Annotated in this window: 19 protein-coding genes; 7 read left to right on the top strand and 12 right to left on the bottom strand. The window is 72.3% G+C overall.

The features are described from left to right. Nucleotides 1-40: 40 nt before the first annotated feature. The 4 genes from HDG69_RS05950 to HDG69_RS05935 are packed head-to-tail and all read left to right on the top strand — an operon-like array spanning nucleotide 41 to nucleotide 1,688. Nucleotides 41-958, top strand: a complete 918-nt coding sequence (locus HDG69_RS05950) for a hypothetical protein (protein ID WP_171782776.1) — start codon at nucleotides 41-43, stop codon at nucleotides 956-958. Continuing rightward, nucleotides 955-1,167, top strand: a complete 213-nt coding sequence (locus HDG69_RS05945) for a hypothetical protein (protein ID WP_171782775.1) — start codon at nucleotides 955-957, stop codon at nucleotides 1,165-1,167. Before HDG69_RS05950 ends, HDG69_RS05945 begins: the two co-directional genes overlap by 4 nt. After that, nucleotides 1,154-1,372: a hypothetical protein gene (locus tag HDG69_RS05940; RefSeq protein WP_171782774.1), complete on the top strand. Its 219-nt coding sequence runs from the start codon at nucleotides 1,154-1,156 to the stop codon at nucleotides 1,370-1,372. The genes HDG69_RS05945 and HDG69_RS05940 overlap by 14 nt, the downstream gene beginning before the upstream one ends. Before the next feature lie 7 nt (nucleotides 1,373-1,379). Then, nucleotides 1,380-1,688 (top strand): hypothetical protein, encoded by a 309-nt coding sequence (locus tag HDG69_RS05935; RefSeq protein WP_171782773.1) that lies wholly within the window; start codon nucleotides 1,380-1,382, stop codon nucleotides 1,686-1,688. On the opposite strand, the gene HDG69_RS05930 is transcribed toward HDG69_RS05935, so the two are convergent. Continuing rightward, the gene (locus tag HDG69_RS05930) at nucleotides 1,639-2,313 is read right to left on the bottom strand and encodes a DUF2017 family protein (protein ID WP_171782772.1); all 675 of its coding nucleotides are present in this window, start codon (nucleotides 2,311-2,313) and stop codon (nucleotides 1,639-1,641) included. The genes HDG69_RS05935 and HDG69_RS05930 overlap by 50 nt on opposite strands. Next, entirely contained in the window at nucleotides 2,310-2,636 is a 327-nt protein-coding gene (clpS, locus tag HDG69_RS18870; RefSeq protein ID WP_171782771.1) for an ATP-dependent Clp protease adapter ClpS, read from the bottom strand. Before clpS ends, HDG69_RS05930 begins: the two co-directional genes overlap by 4 nt. A gap of 68 nt (nucleotides 2,637-2,704) precedes the next feature. Here clpS and HDG69_RS05920 point away from each other — a divergent pair, with 68 nt between their 5' ends. Further along, nucleotides 2,705-4,138, top strand: coding sequence for a nicotinate phosphoribosyltransferase (locus HDG69_RS05920; RefSeq protein ID WP_171782770.1), 1,434 nt, complete (start codon nucleotides 2,705-2,707; stop codon nucleotides 4,136-4,138). A gap of 73 nt (nucleotides 4,139-4,211) precedes the next feature. Here HDG69_RS05920 and HDG69_RS05915 read toward each other — a convergent pair whose 3' ends face one another. After that, a complete protein-coding gene (locus tag HDG69_RS05915; RefSeq protein WP_216645162.1) occupies nucleotides 4,212-5,690 on the bottom strand; it encodes a non-reducing end alpha-L-arabinofuranosidase family hydrolase in 1,479 nt (492 codons plus the stop codon). A 296-nt stretch (nucleotides 5,691-5,986) separates the two neighbouring features. Between HDG69_RS05915 and HDG69_RS05910 the strand changes: the two genes are divergently transcribed. Then, a complete protein-coding gene (locus HDG69_RS05910) occupies nucleotides 5,987-6,544 on the top strand; it encodes a maltokinase N-terminal cap-like domain-containing protein (RefSeq protein ID WP_171782769.1) in 558 nt (185 codons plus the stop codon). A 21-nt stretch (nucleotides 6,545-6,565) separates the two neighbouring features. Here the strand turns inward: HDG69_RS05910 and HDG69_RS05905 are convergent, their stop codons facing one another. The 9 genes from HDG69_RS05905 to HDG69_RS05865 form a co-directional block, all read right to left on the bottom strand. Next, nucleotides 6,566-8,422, bottom strand: a complete 1,857-nt coding sequence (locus tag HDG69_RS05905; RefSeq protein ID WP_425484012.1) for a DEAD/DEAH box helicase — start codon at nucleotides 8,420-8,422, stop codon at nucleotides 6,566-6,568. Next, nucleotides 8,419-8,742 (bottom strand): DUF3039 domain-containing protein, encoded by a 324-nt coding sequence (locus HDG69_RS05900; RefSeq protein ID WP_171782768.1) that lies wholly within the window; start codon nucleotides 8,740-8,742, stop codon nucleotides 8,419-8,421. Before HDG69_RS05900 ends, HDG69_RS05905 begins: the two co-directional genes overlap by 4 nt. 49 nt (nucleotides 8,743-8,791) lie before the next feature. After that, nucleotides 8,792-9,574, bottom strand: coding sequence for a glucosamine-6-phosphate deaminase (nagB, locus tag HDG69_RS05895; protein ID WP_171782767.1), 783 nt, complete (start codon nucleotides 9,572-9,574; stop codon nucleotides 8,792-8,794). A 49-nt stretch (nucleotides 9,575-9,623) separates the two neighbouring features. Then, nucleotides 9,624-10,937, bottom strand: a complete 1,314-nt coding sequence (locus HDG69_RS05890) for an extracellular solute-binding protein (protein ID WP_343036280.1) — start codon at nucleotides 10,935-10,937, stop codon at nucleotides 9,624-9,626. 73 nt (nucleotides 10,938-11,010) lie between these two features. After that, nucleotides 11,011-12,006: an ROK family protein gene (locus tag HDG69_RS05885; protein WP_343036279.1), complete on the bottom strand. Its 996-nt coding sequence runs from the start codon at nucleotides 12,004-12,006 to the stop codon at nucleotides 11,011-11,013. Between the two features lies 1 nt (nucleotide 12,007). Next, nucleotides 12,008-12,913, bottom strand: coding sequence for a carbohydrate ABC transporter permease (locus HDG69_RS05880; protein ID WP_171782766.1), 906 nt, complete (start codon nucleotides 12,911-12,913; stop codon nucleotides 12,008-12,010). Further along, nucleotides 12,910-13,851 carry a carbohydrate ABC transporter permease gene (locus tag HDG69_RS05875; protein WP_171782765.1) on the bottom strand — a complete coding sequence of 314 codons (942 nt, stop codon included), beginning with the start codon at nucleotides 13,849-13,851 and terminating at the stop codon, nucleotides 12,910-12,912. The genes HDG69_RS05880 and HDG69_RS05875 overlap by 4 nt, the downstream gene beginning before the upstream one ends. A gap of 95 nt (nucleotides 13,852-13,946) precedes the next feature. Further along, nucleotides 13,947-15,290 carry an extracellular solute-binding protein gene (locus tag HDG69_RS05870; RefSeq protein ID WP_171782764.1) on the bottom strand — a complete coding sequence of 448 codons (1,344 nt, stop codon included), beginning with the start codon at nucleotides 15,288-15,290 and terminating at the stop codon, nucleotides 13,947-13,949. An 88-nt stretch (nucleotides 15,291-15,378) separates the two neighbouring features. Next, nucleotides 15,379-16,530, bottom strand: coding sequence for an ROK family protein (locus HDG69_RS05865; protein ID WP_171782763.1), 1,152 nt, complete (start codon nucleotides 16,528-16,530; stop codon nucleotides 15,379-15,381). Nucleotides 16,531-16,718: 188 nt separating this feature from the next. Here HDG69_RS05865 and HDG69_RS05860 point away from each other — a divergent pair, with 188 nt between their 5' ends. Next, nucleotides 16,719-17,642, top strand: coding sequence for a DUF4349 domain-containing protein (locus HDG69_RS05860; RefSeq protein WP_171782762.1), 924 nt, complete (start codon nucleotides 16,719-16,721; stop codon nucleotides 17,640-17,642). The last annotated feature ends 5 nt before the right edge of the window (nucleotides 17,643-17,647 follow it).

Below are 17,647 nucleotides of genomic sequence, written 5' to 3'. Positions count from 1 at the left end.
GAGGTGCTGCGGCGTCGGCAGACACGAGAAGGAGCGATCGATGATGAGCTCGAACCCCCTGTCATGGCTGGGGCACCAGGCGCGGCGCGGCCTGGCCGATCTCCCGAAGAATCTGGTGTGGGCGCTCGACTCGACGGTGAAGGGCCCGGCGGAGAGCGCCGGGAACAGCCTCCGGGACGTCGGACGGCACGCCGCGGCGACGGTCTCCGACGCCGTGCCGTTCGGCGACGGTGCCGACAGCCGGCTGGCCCGCGTGGACGCCGCCATGGAGCGGGCCCACGAGCTCGAGACCCTCGCCCACGAAGAGGCTGAGAACGCCAAGGAGCAGTCCGAGGCCGTCGCGCAGGTCGAGGCCGAGGGTCGGCAGCGGGTCGAGGCCGCGCGCGAGGAGGCCGACCGCGAGATCTCCCGGGTGGTGGACGACGCGCGACAGGAGGCGGACGCCTACGTCGCGGCGAAGAAGGACCGCGCCGAGGTGCTCGCGGCCCGACGGGTCGACTCCACGCAGGCCGACGTCGACGCCCAGCTGGAACAGGCGCAGGAACGCGCCGAGAAGGCCCAGGAAAGCGCCGAGAAGGCGATCGAACGAGCCAGGCAGCAGCTCGGACACGCCCGCGAGCTGGCCGAGGAGGCGTCGGCCGCCGCCCGGCAGGCCGCCGACGAGGCGAGCGAGCGGGCCGAACGTATCGCCGGCCAGGCCGAGGACCAGGCGCAGGCTGCTCGACGGCGGGCGGACGCCGTCGACCAGCGCACGGAGGCCGCCGCGTCGGAGGGGCGAGAGCTCGGCGCCGACGCCGACACCGACCCGCTGGACCTCGACGACATGACGAAGGACCAGCTGCTCGACCTCGCGGGCGAGATGGGGCTGCAGATCAGTCGCTCGACGCGCAAGGCCGAGGTCGTCGAGGAGATCCGAGACCGTGTCCCGCGACGCGGTCGGAAGGCGAGGGCATCATGATGGCTTTTCCGTTCCGCAAGAAGTCGTTGGTCCGTCGTGCCACGGAGGCGCTGGGCGGCGGGTCGAAGCGCTCCGGGAGCACGGCGGTGAGGACCGGACTGGTCTCGCTCGGCACCGTGGCCGGGGTCACAGCGCTCAGTGCCGCTGTCTCGGCGATCCGGGACCGGCAGGACGCGCACGACCAGGAGGACCAGGATGATCGGTCGTAGGACGCTCGGCCGGGCGATCTTCTTCGGGCTGGGGTACGTGGCCGGCACCCGCGCGGGCCGGGAGCAGTACGCGAGGATCCGGTCGGCGGCCGGCACGCTCGTCGAGGCGCTGCGTGCTCGTGCCACCGAGTCCGGGGACTCCTCGACCGCTTCCCCGTCGAGGAGGCCGGACCCGTACGCCGACATCAGGCTGGGCGAGCCGTGAGGTCGTCGTGATCATCGAGATCCGCCTCGTGGCCCGCCTGTTCCGCATCCCGCTGCTGCGGGTCGAGGGCAGGGTCGCCCTCCGTGACCTGGCGGGTGCCGGCATCGGCCAGGAGCGCGGTGCGACAGGTCGTCGGGACGGCGCTCCTGCGGTCCGGCACGGCGGGTCACCGTCGTCCCTCGGCCGCGACCTCGCCGTGGCCGAGGCCATCCTCGCGGAGCTCGACGCCCGCCCGGGGCGTCTCCACCCGCCGGTCCGAGGAGGTCTCAGCCCGCGCCCCGGCGGGCGCGCAGCTCGGCGAGCATCTCGTCCATGAGGGACTCCTGGGCGAACCCGGCCGCGACGAACACGCCGCCCCAGTAGGAGCGCTGCTCGGCGTCCAGGCCGGCGTCGTCCACGTCAGGATCAGCGTCCGGATCCACGTCGTCGGCCTCCTCGACGACGCCCAGGCCCGTCAGGACCTCGTGATGCAGGTGCTCGACGTCGGCGTCGTCGTCCAGGCCCAGCCGTTCGCCGAGCACCAGACGCACGTCGGTCAGCGCCCCCGCGAAGTCCTGCGCCGCGTCCCGGGCGACCAGCACCTGCCCGTCGGAGCCAGGACCGGCCACGCCGCCGTCGTCGGCTGCCTCGACGGTGTCCGCGAACGTGTGCAGCCGGGACACCTTGCCCGCGGCGAGATCGGTCTGCGTCAGGTGCCGGAACTCGGCGGCGACCTCGGCGTCCTCCCGGTGGGCGTCGGGGAGCAGTCGCTGCACGGCGGGGTCCCGCGGGATGCGGGCCACGCCGGTGAAGGCCACCTCCTGGTCGGTCACCTCGTCGGGCAGACCGGCGTCGGCACTCAGCAGCCCGGCGACGTCGCGGGCCACGCGGGCCAGCACCTCACGCTCGACGGGTTCCCAGCGCGCGACGAACCCCGCCGGCGTCGCCCGGAACGGCGTCACGCGTCCTCCCCCGCGCCCGCGGAGCCGCCCGGCGCCCCTGACTGCTGCAGCGTGGCCCACAGGCCGAACCCGTGCATCGCCTGCACGTCGACCTCCATGCGTTCTCGCGGACCGGTCGAGACGACGGCACGACCCTCGTGGTGCACCTGCAGCATGAGCTTCGCGGCCTTGGCCTGCGGGTAGCCGAAGTAGCTCTCGAAGACGTAGGCGACATAGCTCATGAGGTTGACGGGGTCGTTCCACACGATCGTCACCCAGGGGTCGGAGAGCCGGGACACCTCCTCGGTGCGGGTGTCCTCCTGCGTCGCCGAGCTCGTCGTCACAGCACCAGGGTAGGGGGACACGCGCCGCTGATGCTGCTCCGCGCCCCGCCGAGCCCTACGGTGGGGGCATGAACGACGCGAACCGGGGCGACGGTGCCTCGTCGCCCGAGTCCCCCGCCTCGCCGCTGTCGCTGCCGGCCGCCCCTCTGCCAGCGCTGCGGCCGTCGCTGTCCCTGCTGACGGACCGGTACGAGCTCACCATGCTGCAGGCCGCGCTGGCCGACGGCACCGCGCACCGGCACTGCGTGTTCGAGGTGTTCACCCGCAGGCTGCCGGCCGGGCGACGCTACGGCGTGGTCGCGGGGACCGGTCGGGTCCTCGAGGCGCTGCCCGCCTTCCGCTTCGGCGACACCGAGCTGGCGTACCTCGAAGGGGCCGGCGTGGTCGACGAGCGCACGCTCGACTTCCTGCGCGGCTACCGCTTCACCGGGACGATCACCGGCTACGCGGAGGGCGAGACGTTCTTCCCCGGGTCGCCGGTGCTGCAGGTGGAGGGCACCTTCGCCGAGGCCGTGGTGCTGGAGACGCTCGTGCTGGCCATCCTCAACCACGACTCGGCGATCGCCTCGGCGGCCTCGAGGATGACGAGCGCCGCGGTCGACCGGCCGGTGCTCGAGATGGGCTCGCGGCGCACGCACGAGCAGGCCGGCGTCGCCGCCGCACGGGCGGCCGTGGTGGCCGGGTTCGCCGGGACCAGCAACCTGGAGGCGGGATTCCGCTACGGCCTGGACACGATCGGCACCGCGGCGCACGCGTTCACCCTGTTGCACGACGACGAGCCGTCGGCCTTCGCCTCCCAGGTCGCGGCCTTCGGCGCCGGCACCACGCTGCTGGTCGACACCTACGACGTCCGGCGCGGCGTCGAGCGCGCCGTCGAGGCGGCAGGTACCGGCCTGGGTTCCGTGCGGCTCGACTCCGGCGACCTCGGTGCGCTCGCCGTCGAGGTGCGCGAGCAGCTCGACACCCTGGGGGCCACGGAGACGAAGATCGTGGTCACCTCCGACCTCGACGAGCATGCCATCGCCGGTCTGGCCGCCGCACCCGTGGACGTCTACGGCGTGGGCACGTCGCTCGTGACCGGGTCCGGCGCCCCGACCTGCGGCATGGTCTACAAGCTGGTCGCCCGCACGGACTCCGGCGGGCGCATGCAGCCGGTGGAGAAGAGCTCGGTGCGCAAGACCAGCAGCGGAGGTCGCAAGGCGGCGGCACGCCGCCTCGACGGTGACGGCCGCGCCGTCGAGGAGGTGCTGGTCACGGGCCCGGACGAGGACGTCGTCGCCTGGGAGCCGGACGGCAGCGAGCTCGGCGCCGACGACGGCCGCCTGCGTCGGCTGCACGTGCCGCTGGTGACCGACGGCGCGGTCGACTCCCGCTGGGTGGGTGCGTACGGCGTGGCCAACGCCGCGACCCAGCACCGGACGTCCCGTGCCGAGCTGCCGCGCGGTGCCAGGCGGCTGTCGCACGGCGAGGCAGCGATCCCGACGGTCACATGGGGGTTGTGAGCAGCCCGTCCGGCGCACGGTCCGCGCCACGACCCGGCAGCCCGGGTCGTGGCGCGGACCGCAGATGGTCTGCTCAGCTCTGCAGGGTGAGCAGTCCGGGACGGTACGGGAGCAGGCCGTAGTCCACTCCGTCGGAGCCCGGGTCACGGCCCTGGTACAGCAGCTGCAGGTTGCAGGGGTCCACGGTCATCGTCTGGTCGGCGCTGGTGCGGATGAGCTCGCCGTGGCTGATGTCGTCCGTCCAGGTGGCGCCGCTGTTCGCCTTCCCCGCGAACGGGTTGGACTCCGTCGCGGCCTGCGGCGTCCACTGCCCGTCGAGGCTGTCTGCCGTGAAGGAGCGGAAGTACCGGCCGTTCGCGCCGATCGCCTCGACGATCATGAGGTACTCGCCGGTGCCGTCGACCCGGTAGACCTGGACGGCCTCGAACAGGTTGTTCGTGGTGTCGCTCATGATCACGTCGTAGGACGACCCGAAGCTCCCCGGGAAGTTCTCGAGCGGCATGCTGGACCGGTAGATGTTCCCGTTGTCCCCGGCGAAGAACAGGTACATGTGGGTGTCGTCGGCGATGAGCGCCTGATCGATCGGGCCTGTGTCCGAGTTCTGGATGGACCCGGTGAACAGGGGGCTCGGCGACGACCATCCGTTCGGGTTCGTCGGATCGTCCGACGTGCGGTAGATGAACGGCCACTCACCCCACTGGTAGGCGAGCACCCAGGTGTCGGCCGGTTCGAAGTGGAACAGCGAGGGCGCCACGGTCGAGGACTGCATGCCGTGCTGGGCGGCCGACCCCATCTCGGACCAGTCGCCGAAGACGTCGAAGGCCATCGATCCCCATGAGTCGCCGAAGTCGTGCGTGGTGGCGTAGACGAGGTGCCCGCCGTCGTACGGGACCGTCGTGAAGTCCTTGAGCGAGGCCCACCCGGGGCCCGGCTGGGCGAGCGGCCCGGTGGAGGACCAGCGGTACGAGCCCGGCAGGTCGCAGGTGGACCCTCCTCCGTCGTGGTCGCCGAGGACGGCGACGTCGTCGATGCGGAAGTCGTCGGTGCCACTGGTCGTCTCGACGTACAGGGTCGCGGACTCGAGCGTCCCCGACCAGGACACGGTGGCCTCGCCGGTGAGCTCCGTCCAGCCCCACGGGTCGACGGCGCCCTGCGCGAGCGCGACGTAGTCGGTGGTGCCGCCGGCGGTGACGGCCAACGTCACCTTGCCGTCCGGGGTCCCGCTCTCCGTCCGCATCCAGGCGCTCGTGGAGTAGGTGGCGCCGTTCGACAGAGCCGCCGTCACGTCCTGGGCCGGTCCGTTCCAGGACGCGGTCCGGTCCGTGTACCGCAGCGCCTGGCTGCCCCCGTGGACGGGCCACCAGCCGGGGCTCACGGTCCCGTCCCCGAAGGACGTCCAGCCGGCCGTCCCGTTCTCCATGTCGCCGTTGGTGATCAAGTTGCCACCGTGCTGGTCGGCCACGGCGGGCGTGTCGGTGTGCGCTGCCAGCACCGGGGTCAGCGCCAGCGCGGCGGCCACCCCCAGTGCGATGCGGGCTACGGACCTCTTCATCCTTCGCTCCTGTCTCCTGGACCGGCACGCACGGCGGACGGCCGATGTCGTGCGGTCGTGGCGGGTCGAGGTGGCCGACGACGGTGTCGACCCCTGATGTGAACGCTCACATCATGACGGCGAAGGCACCGACGGGGAACGAGGTGAATCGTTTAACGTTCAATGTGAGACGCACTTTCTGTTCGGTAGTGAGCGGCCGGTTCGGCAGACATGTGTGCCGAACCGGCCGCACATGAACGAACAGAAGCGCCACGACCCGACCACCGCAGGCTCCCCGCCGGGCATATCGTGCTGGCATGGCGATTCTTCACCAGGCGACCATCGTCCCGAGCAAGCAGGAGATCCTCGGGGGGTGGCTGCCGGACCAGCCGTGGTACCCGGGCGGAGACCTGCGGCTCGTCGGCGGCCTCCGGCTCGACGACCCCGCCGGGGAGGTGGGCGTCGAGCTCCTCGTCCTGCACACCGACGACGGCACCGTCGTCCACGTCCCGTGCACCTACCGTGGCGCCGAGGCACCCGAGCTCGCCCACGCCCTGATGGGCACCGCGACGCACTCCGTGCTCGGCACCCGCTGGCTCTACGACGCCGACGCCGACCCGGTCTACCGGACGGCCGTGCGGCAGGCGATCCTCACCGGCCCCGCACAGGCCGCCGAGACCGTGCACCATCTCGACGGGACGGTCACGGAGCGCACCCCCCTGGTCCAGGCTCGGGCGATGCCCGGCACAGGATCCGACGGCGCCACGACCGTCCGGACGGTCCGCCTGCCCCACGCACCCGAGCCCGGGGTCCCCACGCTGGCGGCGACCTGGGAAGGCCAGGACGAGCCGCTGACCCTGGCCGTCCTCGTCTGACGGCAGCAGACGCGGGACGCTCTACTTCTTGCCGACGAACCAGCCGCGGACCATCTCGACGCGCTCGGCGAGCTGGTCGGCCGTGGCCAGCGGCACCTCGGGGCCCCCGCAGCGCCGTCGCAGCTCGGTGTGCACCGACCCGTGGGGTCGGCTGGACTTGCGCGCCCAGGCCGAGACCAGCTTGGACAGCTCCTTGCGCAGCGCGGCCGCCCTGCGGTGCTCCTGCTCGGACTGCTCGAGCACGGCCTCCGACGACGTCGCCCCGGCCCCGGAGCGGCCGTTGGCCTGGGCGGCCTGGTGCTGGCGCAGCAGCGTCGTGACCTGGTCGGCGTCCAGGAGCCCGGGGATCCCGAGGAAGTCCTGCTCCGCGGCGGACCCGACGTCTCCCCCCGTGCCGAACTCGCCGCCGTCGAACAGCACCCGGTCGAACGACGCCTGGGCCTCGAGCGCCTCGAACGACCCGACGAGCTCCCCCGACGCCTTCTCCTCGCGGTTGGCCGCGGCGAGGAGCGCCGCCTCCGGGTCGTACTCGATCCCCTGCTCCTCAGCGGTCTGGGGTCGGTCCAGGGCGTGGTCACGCTCGATCTCCATGCCGTTCGCGAGCTCGAGCAGCAAGGGCACGCTGGGCACGAAGACCGACGCCGTCTCCCCGCGCTTGCGGGCCCGGACGAACCGCCCCACGGCCTGGGCGAAGAACAGCGGCGTGGAGGTGCTGGTCGCGTAGACGCCGACGGCGAGCCGCGGGACGTCCACACCCTCGGAGACCATGCGCACGGCCACCATCCAGCGCTGCGTGCCCGCGGAGAACTCGTCGATGCGTGCGCTCGCGCCGTCGTCGTCGGACAGCACGACCGTCGGGCTGCTGCCCGTGATGCGGGCCAGGTGCCCCGCGTAGGCGCGGGCGTCCGTCTGGTCCGAGGCGATGACGAGCCCGCCGGCGTCGGGCACGGATCGCCGGACCTCCGTCAGGCGCTTGTCCGCCGCGGCGAGCACGGACGGGATCCACTCGCCGTTCGGGTCCAGCGCCGTGCGCCACGCCTGGGCGTGCATGTCCTTGGTCATGGCCTCACCGAGGCGGGCGCTGACCTCGTCCCCGGCACGGGTGCGCCACCGCATCTCGCCCGAGTAGGTCATGAACAGCACGGGCCGCACGACGCGGTCACGCAGCGCCTCGCCGTAGCCGTACGTGTAGTCGGCCTTCGAGCGCCGGATGCCCTCGCGGTCCGCCTCGTAGGTCACGAACGGGATGGAGGCGGTGTCGCTGCGGAACGGGGTGCCCGTCAGGGCGAGCCGCCGGGTCGCGTCCTCGAACGCGTCGCGGACGGCCTCCCCCCAGCTCAACGCGTCGCCACCGTGGTGCACCTCGTCGAGGATCACCAGGGTGCGGGCCGCCTGCGTCCGCGCACGGTGCAGCGCCGGCTTGGCCGCCACCTGCGCATAGGTGAGCGCGACGCCGTCGTAGTGGGACCCCTGCCTGCCCTGGGAGTTCTTGAACGACGGGTCGATGCGGATCCCCACCCGGGCGGCCGCGTCGGCCCACTGGTGCTTGAGGTGCTCCGTCGGCGCGACGACCGTCACCCGGCGCACGACGCCCGCCTCGAGCAGCTCGGTGGCCACCCGCAGCGCGAAGGTCGTCTTGCCGGCGCCCGGGGTGGCGACCGCCAGGAAGTCCCGCGGCGAGCGCTCGTGGTACAGGGCGAGCGCCTCGGCCTGCCAGGCGCGCAGGTTGGACGCCGTCCCCCAGGGCGCACGGCGCGGGTAGGCCGGGCTGAGGTGGGACGCCGCCGCCACCGACGGCGACTGGGGCAGCGGCTTGGGCGGCTCCGCGGCGGCTTCGAAGAGGTCGAGAGACTCCGGCTCAGGAAGCGGGGCGCTCACTTGCCGGAATCGCCGTCGTCGCCACCCTTGCCGCCGTCCTGCGGGTCGCGCAGGCCGTCGTAGATCTCCTTGCAGACAGGGCACACGGGGAACTTCGACGGGTCGCGCCCGGGGACCCAGACCTTGCCGCAGAGGGCGATGACGGGCTTGCCCGACATCGCCGACGCCATGATCTTCTCCTTGCGCACGTAGTGCGCGAACCGCTCGTGGTCGCCCGGTTCCGCGGACTGCTCACGGGTGTCCGGGCGCTCGAGGACGCTGGTACCCGAACCGGGGTCCTGCGAAGGCTGCGAGGGAGGGGTGGAGAGGGGCTCGCTCATGGGCACCATCCTACGTGCCGGACACCGCCGTCGACCCCCCGGCACCCGCCTACAGGCCCTGCCAGGCAGGCTTGGAGGCGTACGTCTGGCCGTAGTAGGCGGCGAGCTGCAGCCGGGACGCCGCGGCCTCGTCCACCAGCACCGTGGCGTGCTGGTGCCACTGCATCACGGTCGCCGGCCACATGGCCGAGACAGGCCCCTCGACCAGCTGGTGGATCGCTTCCGCCTTGTGCCTGCCGGTGGCCAGCAGCACCAGGTGCCGGGCCTCCATGATCGTGCCGAGCCCCTGCGTCAGGCAGTGCGTCGGCACCTGGTCCACGTCGTCGTCGAAGAACCGCGCGTTGTCCTCCCGCGTCTGACGGGTCAGCGTCTTGATCCGGGTGCGCGACGCCAGGGACGACCCCGGCTCGTTGAACGCGATGTGCCCGTCCGTCCCGATCCCCAGGATCTGCAGGTCCACCCCGCCCGCCGCCGCGATCGACTCCTCGTAGGCCGCGCACGCCGCCGGCAGGTCCGTCGCCGCGCCGTCCGGACCGGTGACGCGCTCGGCCGGCCAGCCCACCCGCTCGGCGATCTCCGTGGCGATGACGTTGCGGTACCGCTGGGGGTGGTCCTCGGCCAGCCCGACGTACTCGTCGAGCATGAAGCCCCGGGCCCTCTCGAACGACAGGCCCTGCTCGGCGTGACGCCGCGCGAGCTCGTCGTACACCGCCAGCGGGCTCGACCCGGTGGCGAGGCCGAGCACGGGCTCGTCCCGGCTGCGCAGCACCGCCTCGATCGCGTCGGCGGCGAGCACCGCCAGCTCCTCGGCGGGTGCGATGACGACCTCCATGGAGGTCTCCTTCCTGTTCGTGCCGTCGTCGCGTGCGACGACGAGCGGTTCAGTCGTCCTCGGCGGTGCCGTCGAGGAGAGGCGTGATCACCGCGTCGTACTGCTGGGCGAGCGCGGGTACGCTGCCGCCGCGCGCGATCTCCTTGAAGAGCTCCTCGTAGATGCCGCGCGACTCGATGTCCGCCCAGCCGGGAGCAGGCGGGGTCAGCTTCGACGCCTCGGCCGTGCGCACCAGCGTGCGGCCGAACTTGTCGCCCGTCAGCGCCTCGGCGAACGTCGAGTTCGCCGGCCCGAGGCCCGCCTCGGCGAGCATGGTCTGGTACGTCTCGGAGTAGACCACCCGCAGCAGGTCCTCGGACAGCTCGGCGTTGCGGGTCAGGGCGGAGACGGCCATGTTGGACCCGCCCGCGAAGACGGGCGCCACCCCGCCGTCGAGGCCGGGGAGCGCGAAGATCCCGAAGCGGTCGCTGTCCGCCATGCCGTCACGCACCTCCTGGTTGTTCTCGTCGCGCACGAGGTCCCCGATGGACCATCGTGCCCACGACGGCGCCATCATGCTCGCGGCGGCCGGCTGACCGGTGGCCAGGCCGTCGTTGAGGAAGTCCCAGTAGGCGACGTCCACCTCGGTGACCGGCAGGTGGGAGGCGTTCTCATAGATGTCCTGCCAGGCCTCGAGCCCCGTGATCGTGCGAGGGTCGGACAGGGTCGACACCCACGTGTCGCCCTCCTTGACGGCGAGCTCGCCACCGTGCGCGAACACCCACGAGACACCGTTGCGCCAGTCCTGGCCCCCCATCGCGAAGCCGGTCCGGTTGCCGTCCCGCAGGCGCTTGACGGTCTCGCCGAACTCGTCGAGCGTCTGCGGCACCGTCGCGCCGGCCTCCTCCCACACGTCCTTGCGGTAGAAGACGTACCGCGAGCCGAAGTAGTAGGGCAGCGCGTAGATCGTGCCGTCCACGGATCCCGCCTCGACGAACGACGGCAGCAGGTCGTCCCCGCCGAGCTCCTCGTACAGCTCCGGGGAGATCGGGCGGAACGAGCCCGCGTGGGTGAAGGTCGGCGCCTGGGTGTTGCCCAGCTCGACGACGTCCGGCGTCGCGGCCGGGTCCCCCAGGGAGGACTCCAGGTCGTCGACGAGCGTCCCCCACTCCTTCTGCTCGATCGTCAGCGTCGCCCCGGGGTTCCGCGCCTCGAAGGTCTCGACGAGGTGCTCGCGCAGGGCGTCGCCGGTGTCGTCGCCGACCAGCCACAGGACGATGTCGTCCGAGGACTCGGGCACGACCTCGGTGGGGCCGCAGGCGGACAGCACGGGCACCAGCGCGAGGGCGGCTGCCCACGCGCCGGCAGCGCGTCGTCGGATCACAGGGAGGGTCCTCTCGTCGTGACGGGCGGAGCGAGGATCACCCGCGCCGGCCCGGTGGATCGTGCATGGTTCTTCAGGCCGGGTGCGGGGCCCGCACACCCTGGCCCCGGCCGAGGACGGCGGCACCGACGGCACCGACGGCTACGCGGCCGGGGGCCAGGCGCACCCGCCCCGGCAGGTCGAGCGAGCGCAGGAACGCCGAGGCCGCCGACTCGTCGGTCAGCGCGTCGCGGACGACGTCGAGCAACGGCCGCCCGAGCTGGGAGACCCCGCCACCGAGCACCACGTGCTGGACGTCGACGGTGAGCACGAGCATCCGGACGGCGGCCGCGACGGCCCGCGCGTAGCGCTCGCGTGCCGCGAGCGCGTCGAGGTCGCCGCGGGCGGCTGCCTCGAACATCTCCACGGGGGCCGGGCGCCCCGACGCCGTCGGCCACAGCGCTGTCACCGCCGACCCCGAGGCGTACAGCTCCAGGCAGCCGCGCTGCCCGCAGGCGCACGGCGGACCGGACGGGTCGACGGGGACGTGACCGATCTCCCCTGCTGCACCGCGGCTGCCGCGGCGCAGCCGGCCGTCGAGCACGAGACCTGCGGCGAGGCCCGTCCCGAGCGCGAGGAAGGCCAGATCCGTCGGAACGCTGCGGCCCTGTTCCGCCTCGACGAGGTGGGCGGCACCGACGGCAGCGACGTTGAGGTCGTTCTCGACCTCGACGCCGACGCCGCCGAGACGTGCCGACAGGAGGGTGGCGAGCTCGAGGGGAGCGCCGTCGACGCCGACGTTCACGGCGTGCCGCACGGTGCCGGCCCCGGCGTCCACCAGGCCCGGCACACCGACGCCGACGCCGTCCACGTCGTCGAGCGGGACGCCCGCCTGGCGCACGACTCCCTGGACCGCCCGCACCGCGCCGTCGACGACCCCCACAGGGCCGCGTTCGGTGATCAGTCGCGTCTGGGCCAGCACGTCGCCGTGACCGTCGAGGAGCACGGCGAGCGTCTTGGTCCCCCCGATGTCCAGGCCCACGCTGAACCCTGACGGCACAGTCCGCACCGTCGCTCTCGCGTCGCTCACGTCAGCCCTTCACCGCGCCCGAGACGAGGCCCGACGTCATGCGGCCCTGCACGAAGAGGAAGAAGACGATGACGGGGACCGCGATGAGGGTGGAGGCCGCCATGACCTCGGCCCAGTCGATGCCGCGGTTCGCCGACGCGGACAGGAAGCTGCGCAGCCAGATGGGCAGCGTCTGGGCCGACTCCGCCGGCAGGATCACCAGCGCCGTCGTGAACTCGTTCCACGCCTGCAGGAACGCGTACACCCCGGAGGCGACCAGCCCGGGGGCCAGCAGCGGGAAGGTGATCCGGACGAAGGCCTTGGTCCGGGACAGCCCGTCGACCATCGCGGCTTCCTCCAGCTCGATCGGCACCCCCGCGACGAAGCCGCGCAGCATCCAGATCGTGAACGGCACGAGCATGGCCACGTACAGCACGGAGATCCCGACGACCTGGTTGAGCAGACCGAGGCTGGACATCATCTGGTACTGGGCGATGAACAGCCCTTCGGCCGGGAGCATCTGGATGAACAGCACGGCGAGGATGAAGCTCTTGCGCCCCCGGAACCGCCACCGGCTGATCGCCAGGGCGGCGAAGAAGGCGAACACCAGCACCAGCACCAGCGCCAGGCCGGTGACCATCAGGCTCATGCCCAGGGCGTTGAGGAACCCGGAGTCGGTCAGGACCGACCGCAGGTTGGTCAGTGTGAAGTGGACCGGCAGGAAGCTCGGGGTGGAGCTGCGCAGCACCGCGTCCGGGGTGACGGCCGAGAGCATCATCCAGTAGACGGGGAAGACCCACAGCAGGGCCAGGGCCAGGCCGAGGACGCTCAGCAGGATCTTGGCCGGGCGGACCCGACGCCCCCGGAGCCTCGGAGGTTCGTGCGCGGCGGCGACGGTCGGGCCGGCAGGGGTCAGGACGGCGCTCATGCCACGTCCTCCTTCATGAGGTAGCGCACGTACGGCGCCGAGAGCACCACGGTCAGCAGCAGCACGAAGATCGACACGGCCGCGGCCCCGCCGAAGTTCTGCTGGCCCACGCCGAGCTGGTAGATGAAGTTCCCCAGCAGGTTCGTCTCGGAGACCGGCGCACCGGCGTCCTGCAGCAGCCGGATCTGCGCGAACACCCGGAGGTCCCAGATGATCTGCAGCAGCAGCACGATCGCGATGACCGGGCGGACGAGCGGCATGATGATGAGCCACAGGATCTGGGTCGGGCCGGCACCGTCGAGGCGCGCGGCCTCGAGCACCTCCTCCGAGACCTGGGTGAGCCCGGCGTAGATGGACATCGCCACGAAGGGCACGGACATCCAGATGACGATGAACGAGGCCACCATGAAGAACTGCAGGGGCGTCTCGAGGTAGTTGTGGCCGGCCATGGACTCCCAGCCGAGCTGGACCAGCAACCAGTTGACCACCCCGGTGCGGTAGTCGAACAACCAGCGGAAGACGGTCACGGCGGCGACCAGCGGGGTCGCCCAGGCCAGGAGCAGGGTGACCTGCATGACGATGCGCACCCAGCCGTGCACGGCGCGCATGAGCACCGCGAGCCCCAGACCGATGCCGACGGTCAGCCCGGCGTTCACCAGGCAGAAGGCGATCGACCTCGCGACCACCCACCACACCTGGGAGTCGGTGAAGATCCGGGCGAAGTTGTCGAACCCGACGAATCGCGGCGGGGCGCCGAACTGCTGCATGAGGCCGTACTCCTGCAGCGAGGTGACGACCTGCCAGTAGACGGGGTACCCCAGGCCGACCAGGAGGGCCGCGAGGGCGGGGATCAGCAGGAGATAGGGGGTGGCCGGCTTGCGCCGACGGCGGATCGCGATGCCGTCCGAGGTGGCGGTCTCGCCGGTGGTCGTGGTCATGCGGTCCTCCTTCCCGGGTCATGGGGCGGGCGGGGCGGCGCCGTTCGGCAGCGCCGCCCCACCCGTCGGTTCGGTCGGTCGTGCGGTCGAGACCGTCAGCCGGCCTGGCCGTTGAGCATCGGCGTGAGCTTCTCGTCGAACTCGGCGGCGATCTCGGTCACGTCACCGCCCTCGGCGATCTTCTGGAAGAGCTCCTCGTAGACGAAGGCGCCCTCGACGGCGGCCCAGCCCGGGGCGGCCGGGGTCAGCTTGGAGGCCTCGGCCGTCGCGACCGTCACCTCGCCGAACTTGTCGGTGGCCATGGCGCTGGCGAACTCGGTGTTGGCCGGGCCGAGCCCGTTCTCCGCGAGCATCGTCTGGTACTCGTCCGAGTAGATGATGCGCAGCAGGTTCTCGGAGAGCTCCGGGTGCTGGGACTGGGCCGACACCGCCATGTTGGAGCCACCCGCGAAGACGGGGGCCAGACCGCCGTCGACGCCCGGGAGGGCGAAGATGTCGAACGTCGACTCGTCGGCCATGCCGTCGCGGACCATGTCGCCCTCGTCGTTCTCGACGAGGTCACCGATGGACCAGCGGGCCCAGCCCGGCGCCATGATCGTCGCGGCCTCGGGAGCCCCGCCGTCCTCGGCGTCGTTCATGAAGTCCCAGTAGGCGACGTCACGCTCGGTCGCGGGGAGGTTCGAGGCGCCCTCGTAGACGTCCTGCCACATCTCCAGCCCGGCCACGGTGTTCGGGTCGGACAGGGTGGAGACCCACTGGTCACCCTCCTTGACCGCCAGCTCGCCGCCGTGGGCGAAGACCCAGGAGATGCCGTTGCGCCAGTCCTGGCCGCCCATGGCGAACCCGGACAGCTCGTCGGTGGTCAGCTCGGAGACGACGTCGGTGAACTCCGCCAGGGTCTCGGGGGCCTCGACACCGGCCTCGTCCCAGATGTCCGCGCGGAAGAACATGTAGCGCGAACCGAAGTAGTACGGCAGCGCGTAGACGGTGCCGTCGACGGAGCCGGCCTCGACGAACGACGGCAGCAGGTTGTCGCCGCCGAGCTCCTCGTACAGCTCCGGGGAGATCTCCCGGAAGGCGCCGGCGTTGGTGAAGGTCGGCGACTGGGTGTTGCCGATCTCGACGACGTCCGGGGTGTTGGCGGCGTCGGGCAGCGCGGTCGTCAGCTTGGTGACGAGGTCGCCCCAGTCCTGCTCCTCGATCGAGAGGGTGGAGCCAGGGTTCTCCTCGGCGAAGGTGTCGACGAGGTAGGTGCGCAGCTCGTCGGGCGTGTCACCGCCGGCGACCCAGAGCGTGATGTCCGCCGGCTCCACCTCTGCGGAGTCGGTGTTCTCGCCGTCGGTGGACTCGGCAGGGCCGTCGTCCGTGCTGCAGGCGGCGAGGGTGAGGGCGAGCGTGATGGTCGACGCCGCAGCGACGACGGTGCGTGTTCTTCTCACTGCTTCGGTTTCCTTCCAAATTGGGGTAAGGGTCGGCCGGTGCCGGTCGGCACCGGAGGAAGTCGGTCAAGGGCAGGTCAGGGGACGGTCAGGAGACTCCGAGCTGGGCACCGAGCACGAGCACGGCAGCGCCGGCGAGCACGACGTCGTCGTCCAGCGACGCCATCCGGAGGTTGAGGCCGGCCGCGGTGGCCGGCATGGTGCGCGCCACGAGGGTCTCGTGGGCCGCGGCACGCAACGCCCCACCGAGCAGCTCCGGTGGGCCCGAGAGCAGGACCTCACCGAGGTTGAGCGCGCCGACCACGGGGGCGAGGGCCTTGCCGAGGGTGCGCCCGACGTCGGCCAGCACCGCGTCGGCCGTCGCGCGGTCGAGACCGTCGACAGCCCGGCGCAGCGCCGGCACCGACAGGACGGTCTCGAGGCACCCGGTCCGCCCGCAGGCGCACGGCAGCCCGTCGTCGACGGCGGTGACGTGCCCGAGCTCGCCGGCCGCGTCGGCAGCGCCGTGCACCCGGGCGCCGTCGACCATGACGCCCGCGCCGACACCCTGGCCCACGGTGAGCACCAGCATGGAGTCGGCGGCGCCGCCGTAGGTGTACTCGGCGAGCGCTGCGGAGTTCGCGTCGTTGGCGACGTGCACCGGCAGGCCCAGCCGGTCGGAGAGGAGTGCGGCGAGCGGCAGGTCCCGCCACTCGACGTTCGGTGCCTCGACGATGCGCCCGGCGCCGTCGACCACGCCTGGCGAGCCGACGCCCACCCCGATGACGGGACGAGTGGCCGCCGCGACGAGGCGGCGGGCGAAGCGCGCGATCAGGTCGACCAGGTCGTCGCCGCGCCGGGGGCCCACCTCGAGCGACTGCCGCACGACGGCCTCCCCCGTGAGGGTCAGCACGGCGCCGCGCAGCATGGTGTCGTCGGAGAGGTCGACCGCGACGATCTGGTAGGCGTCGGTGCGCATCCCGACGAGGATCGCCGGCTTGCCCACCCGGCGGCCCGGCTGCGTCCCGAGCTCCTCGACGAGATCCTCGGCCAGCAGGACGCCCACGAGGTCGGAGATCGTGACGCGGGTCAGACCCGTCGCCCGCGCCAGGCCGGCCCTCGACGTGGGGCCCTCGTGGAACAGGTGCTGGAGCACGAGGGAGCGGTTGTGCGCCCTCGCGTGCTCGGGCAGCACCTTGGAGGTGGCTCGCAGACCGCCGCCCAGTCCCCGTCGGCTGGTGCGCGTCGTCGTCGTGGTCATGTTTGTTAGTAGAGCGTCTTAACAGACTCCCTGTCCATCGTCCGCAGACCTTCGTTACCCGATCGTAATCATCAGGTCGGCAGCGCCCGTCCCACTGTCCGGGACGGAGGTCACGGTCACGGCACGGTCGCATCACGATCACTCTCACACCGCGCGTCTGGGCAGGTCAGCCGCCTAGAGTCGACCCCATGCCGATCCACCCCCTCACTCGTCGCGCCTCGACCGCCGTCGTCGCCGCGGTCCTCGCCCTCGGGCTCGCGGCCTGCTCCGGCTCCGGCGCGGACGACTCCGACGCCGGGTACGCCGACACGACCGCCGAGGAGTCCGCCGGTGAGGCGGCGGCCGTCGCGGACGCCACCGCCGCCGCCGAGGACGGCGGCAGCTCGTCCAGCGTGGTCGACCGGGAGGTCGTCGTCACCGGGCACGTGCGGCTGGTCTCCGAGGAGCCGACCGCCACCGCGGCCGAGCTGGTCCGCCTCGTCGAGCAGGCAGGCGGCCACGTCGAGGAACGGCACGAGAGCCCGGGCGACGGCGACTCCCCCGGCTCGGCCAGCCTGACGGTGCGGGTCCCCGCCGACCGCACGTCCAGCGCCGTCGAGGCCATCAGGGACCTGGGCACCGTCCAGGACATGGACGTGTCCAGCACCGACGTCACCAGCCAGGGACAGGACCTCGACGCCCGGATCTCGGCGCTCACCACCTCCACCGACCGGCTCACCGAGCTCCTGGCGGCGGCAGGCTCCACCGCCGACCTGCTCGAGGTCGAGCGGGAGCTCTCGCAGCGCCAGGCCGAGCTCGACTCGTTGTCCGCGCAGCGCGACGCCCTGAGCGACCAGGTCGCGATGTCCACGCTGCACGTGCAGATCGAGGCACCCGCCACCCAGATCAGCGCCCCTCGCGGCGGCTTCACCGGCGGGCTGTCCACGGGGTGGAACGCGCTCGTCGCGACCGTGGAGACCGTCGTGCTGGTCGTGGGCTTCCTGCTGCCCTGGCTCGCCCTCGCCGTCGTCGGCTACGTCGCCTACCGGCTGGTGCGTCGCCGCAAGCGGGCGTCCACCGCGCCGGGTACGGACGACACAGCTGCCGTCACCGAGCCGACGCCGGGCCCCTGAGAGAC

The sequence above is a fragment of the Isoptericola halotolerans genome, assembly GCF_013149785.1.
Lineage (GTDB): Bacteria > Actinomycetota > Actinomycetes > Actinomycetales > Cellulomonadaceae > Isoptericola > Isoptericola halotolerans.
The sequence above is the reverse complement of the archived record's forward strand: the minus strand, read 5'-3'. Positions and strand labels throughout refer to the sequence as shown.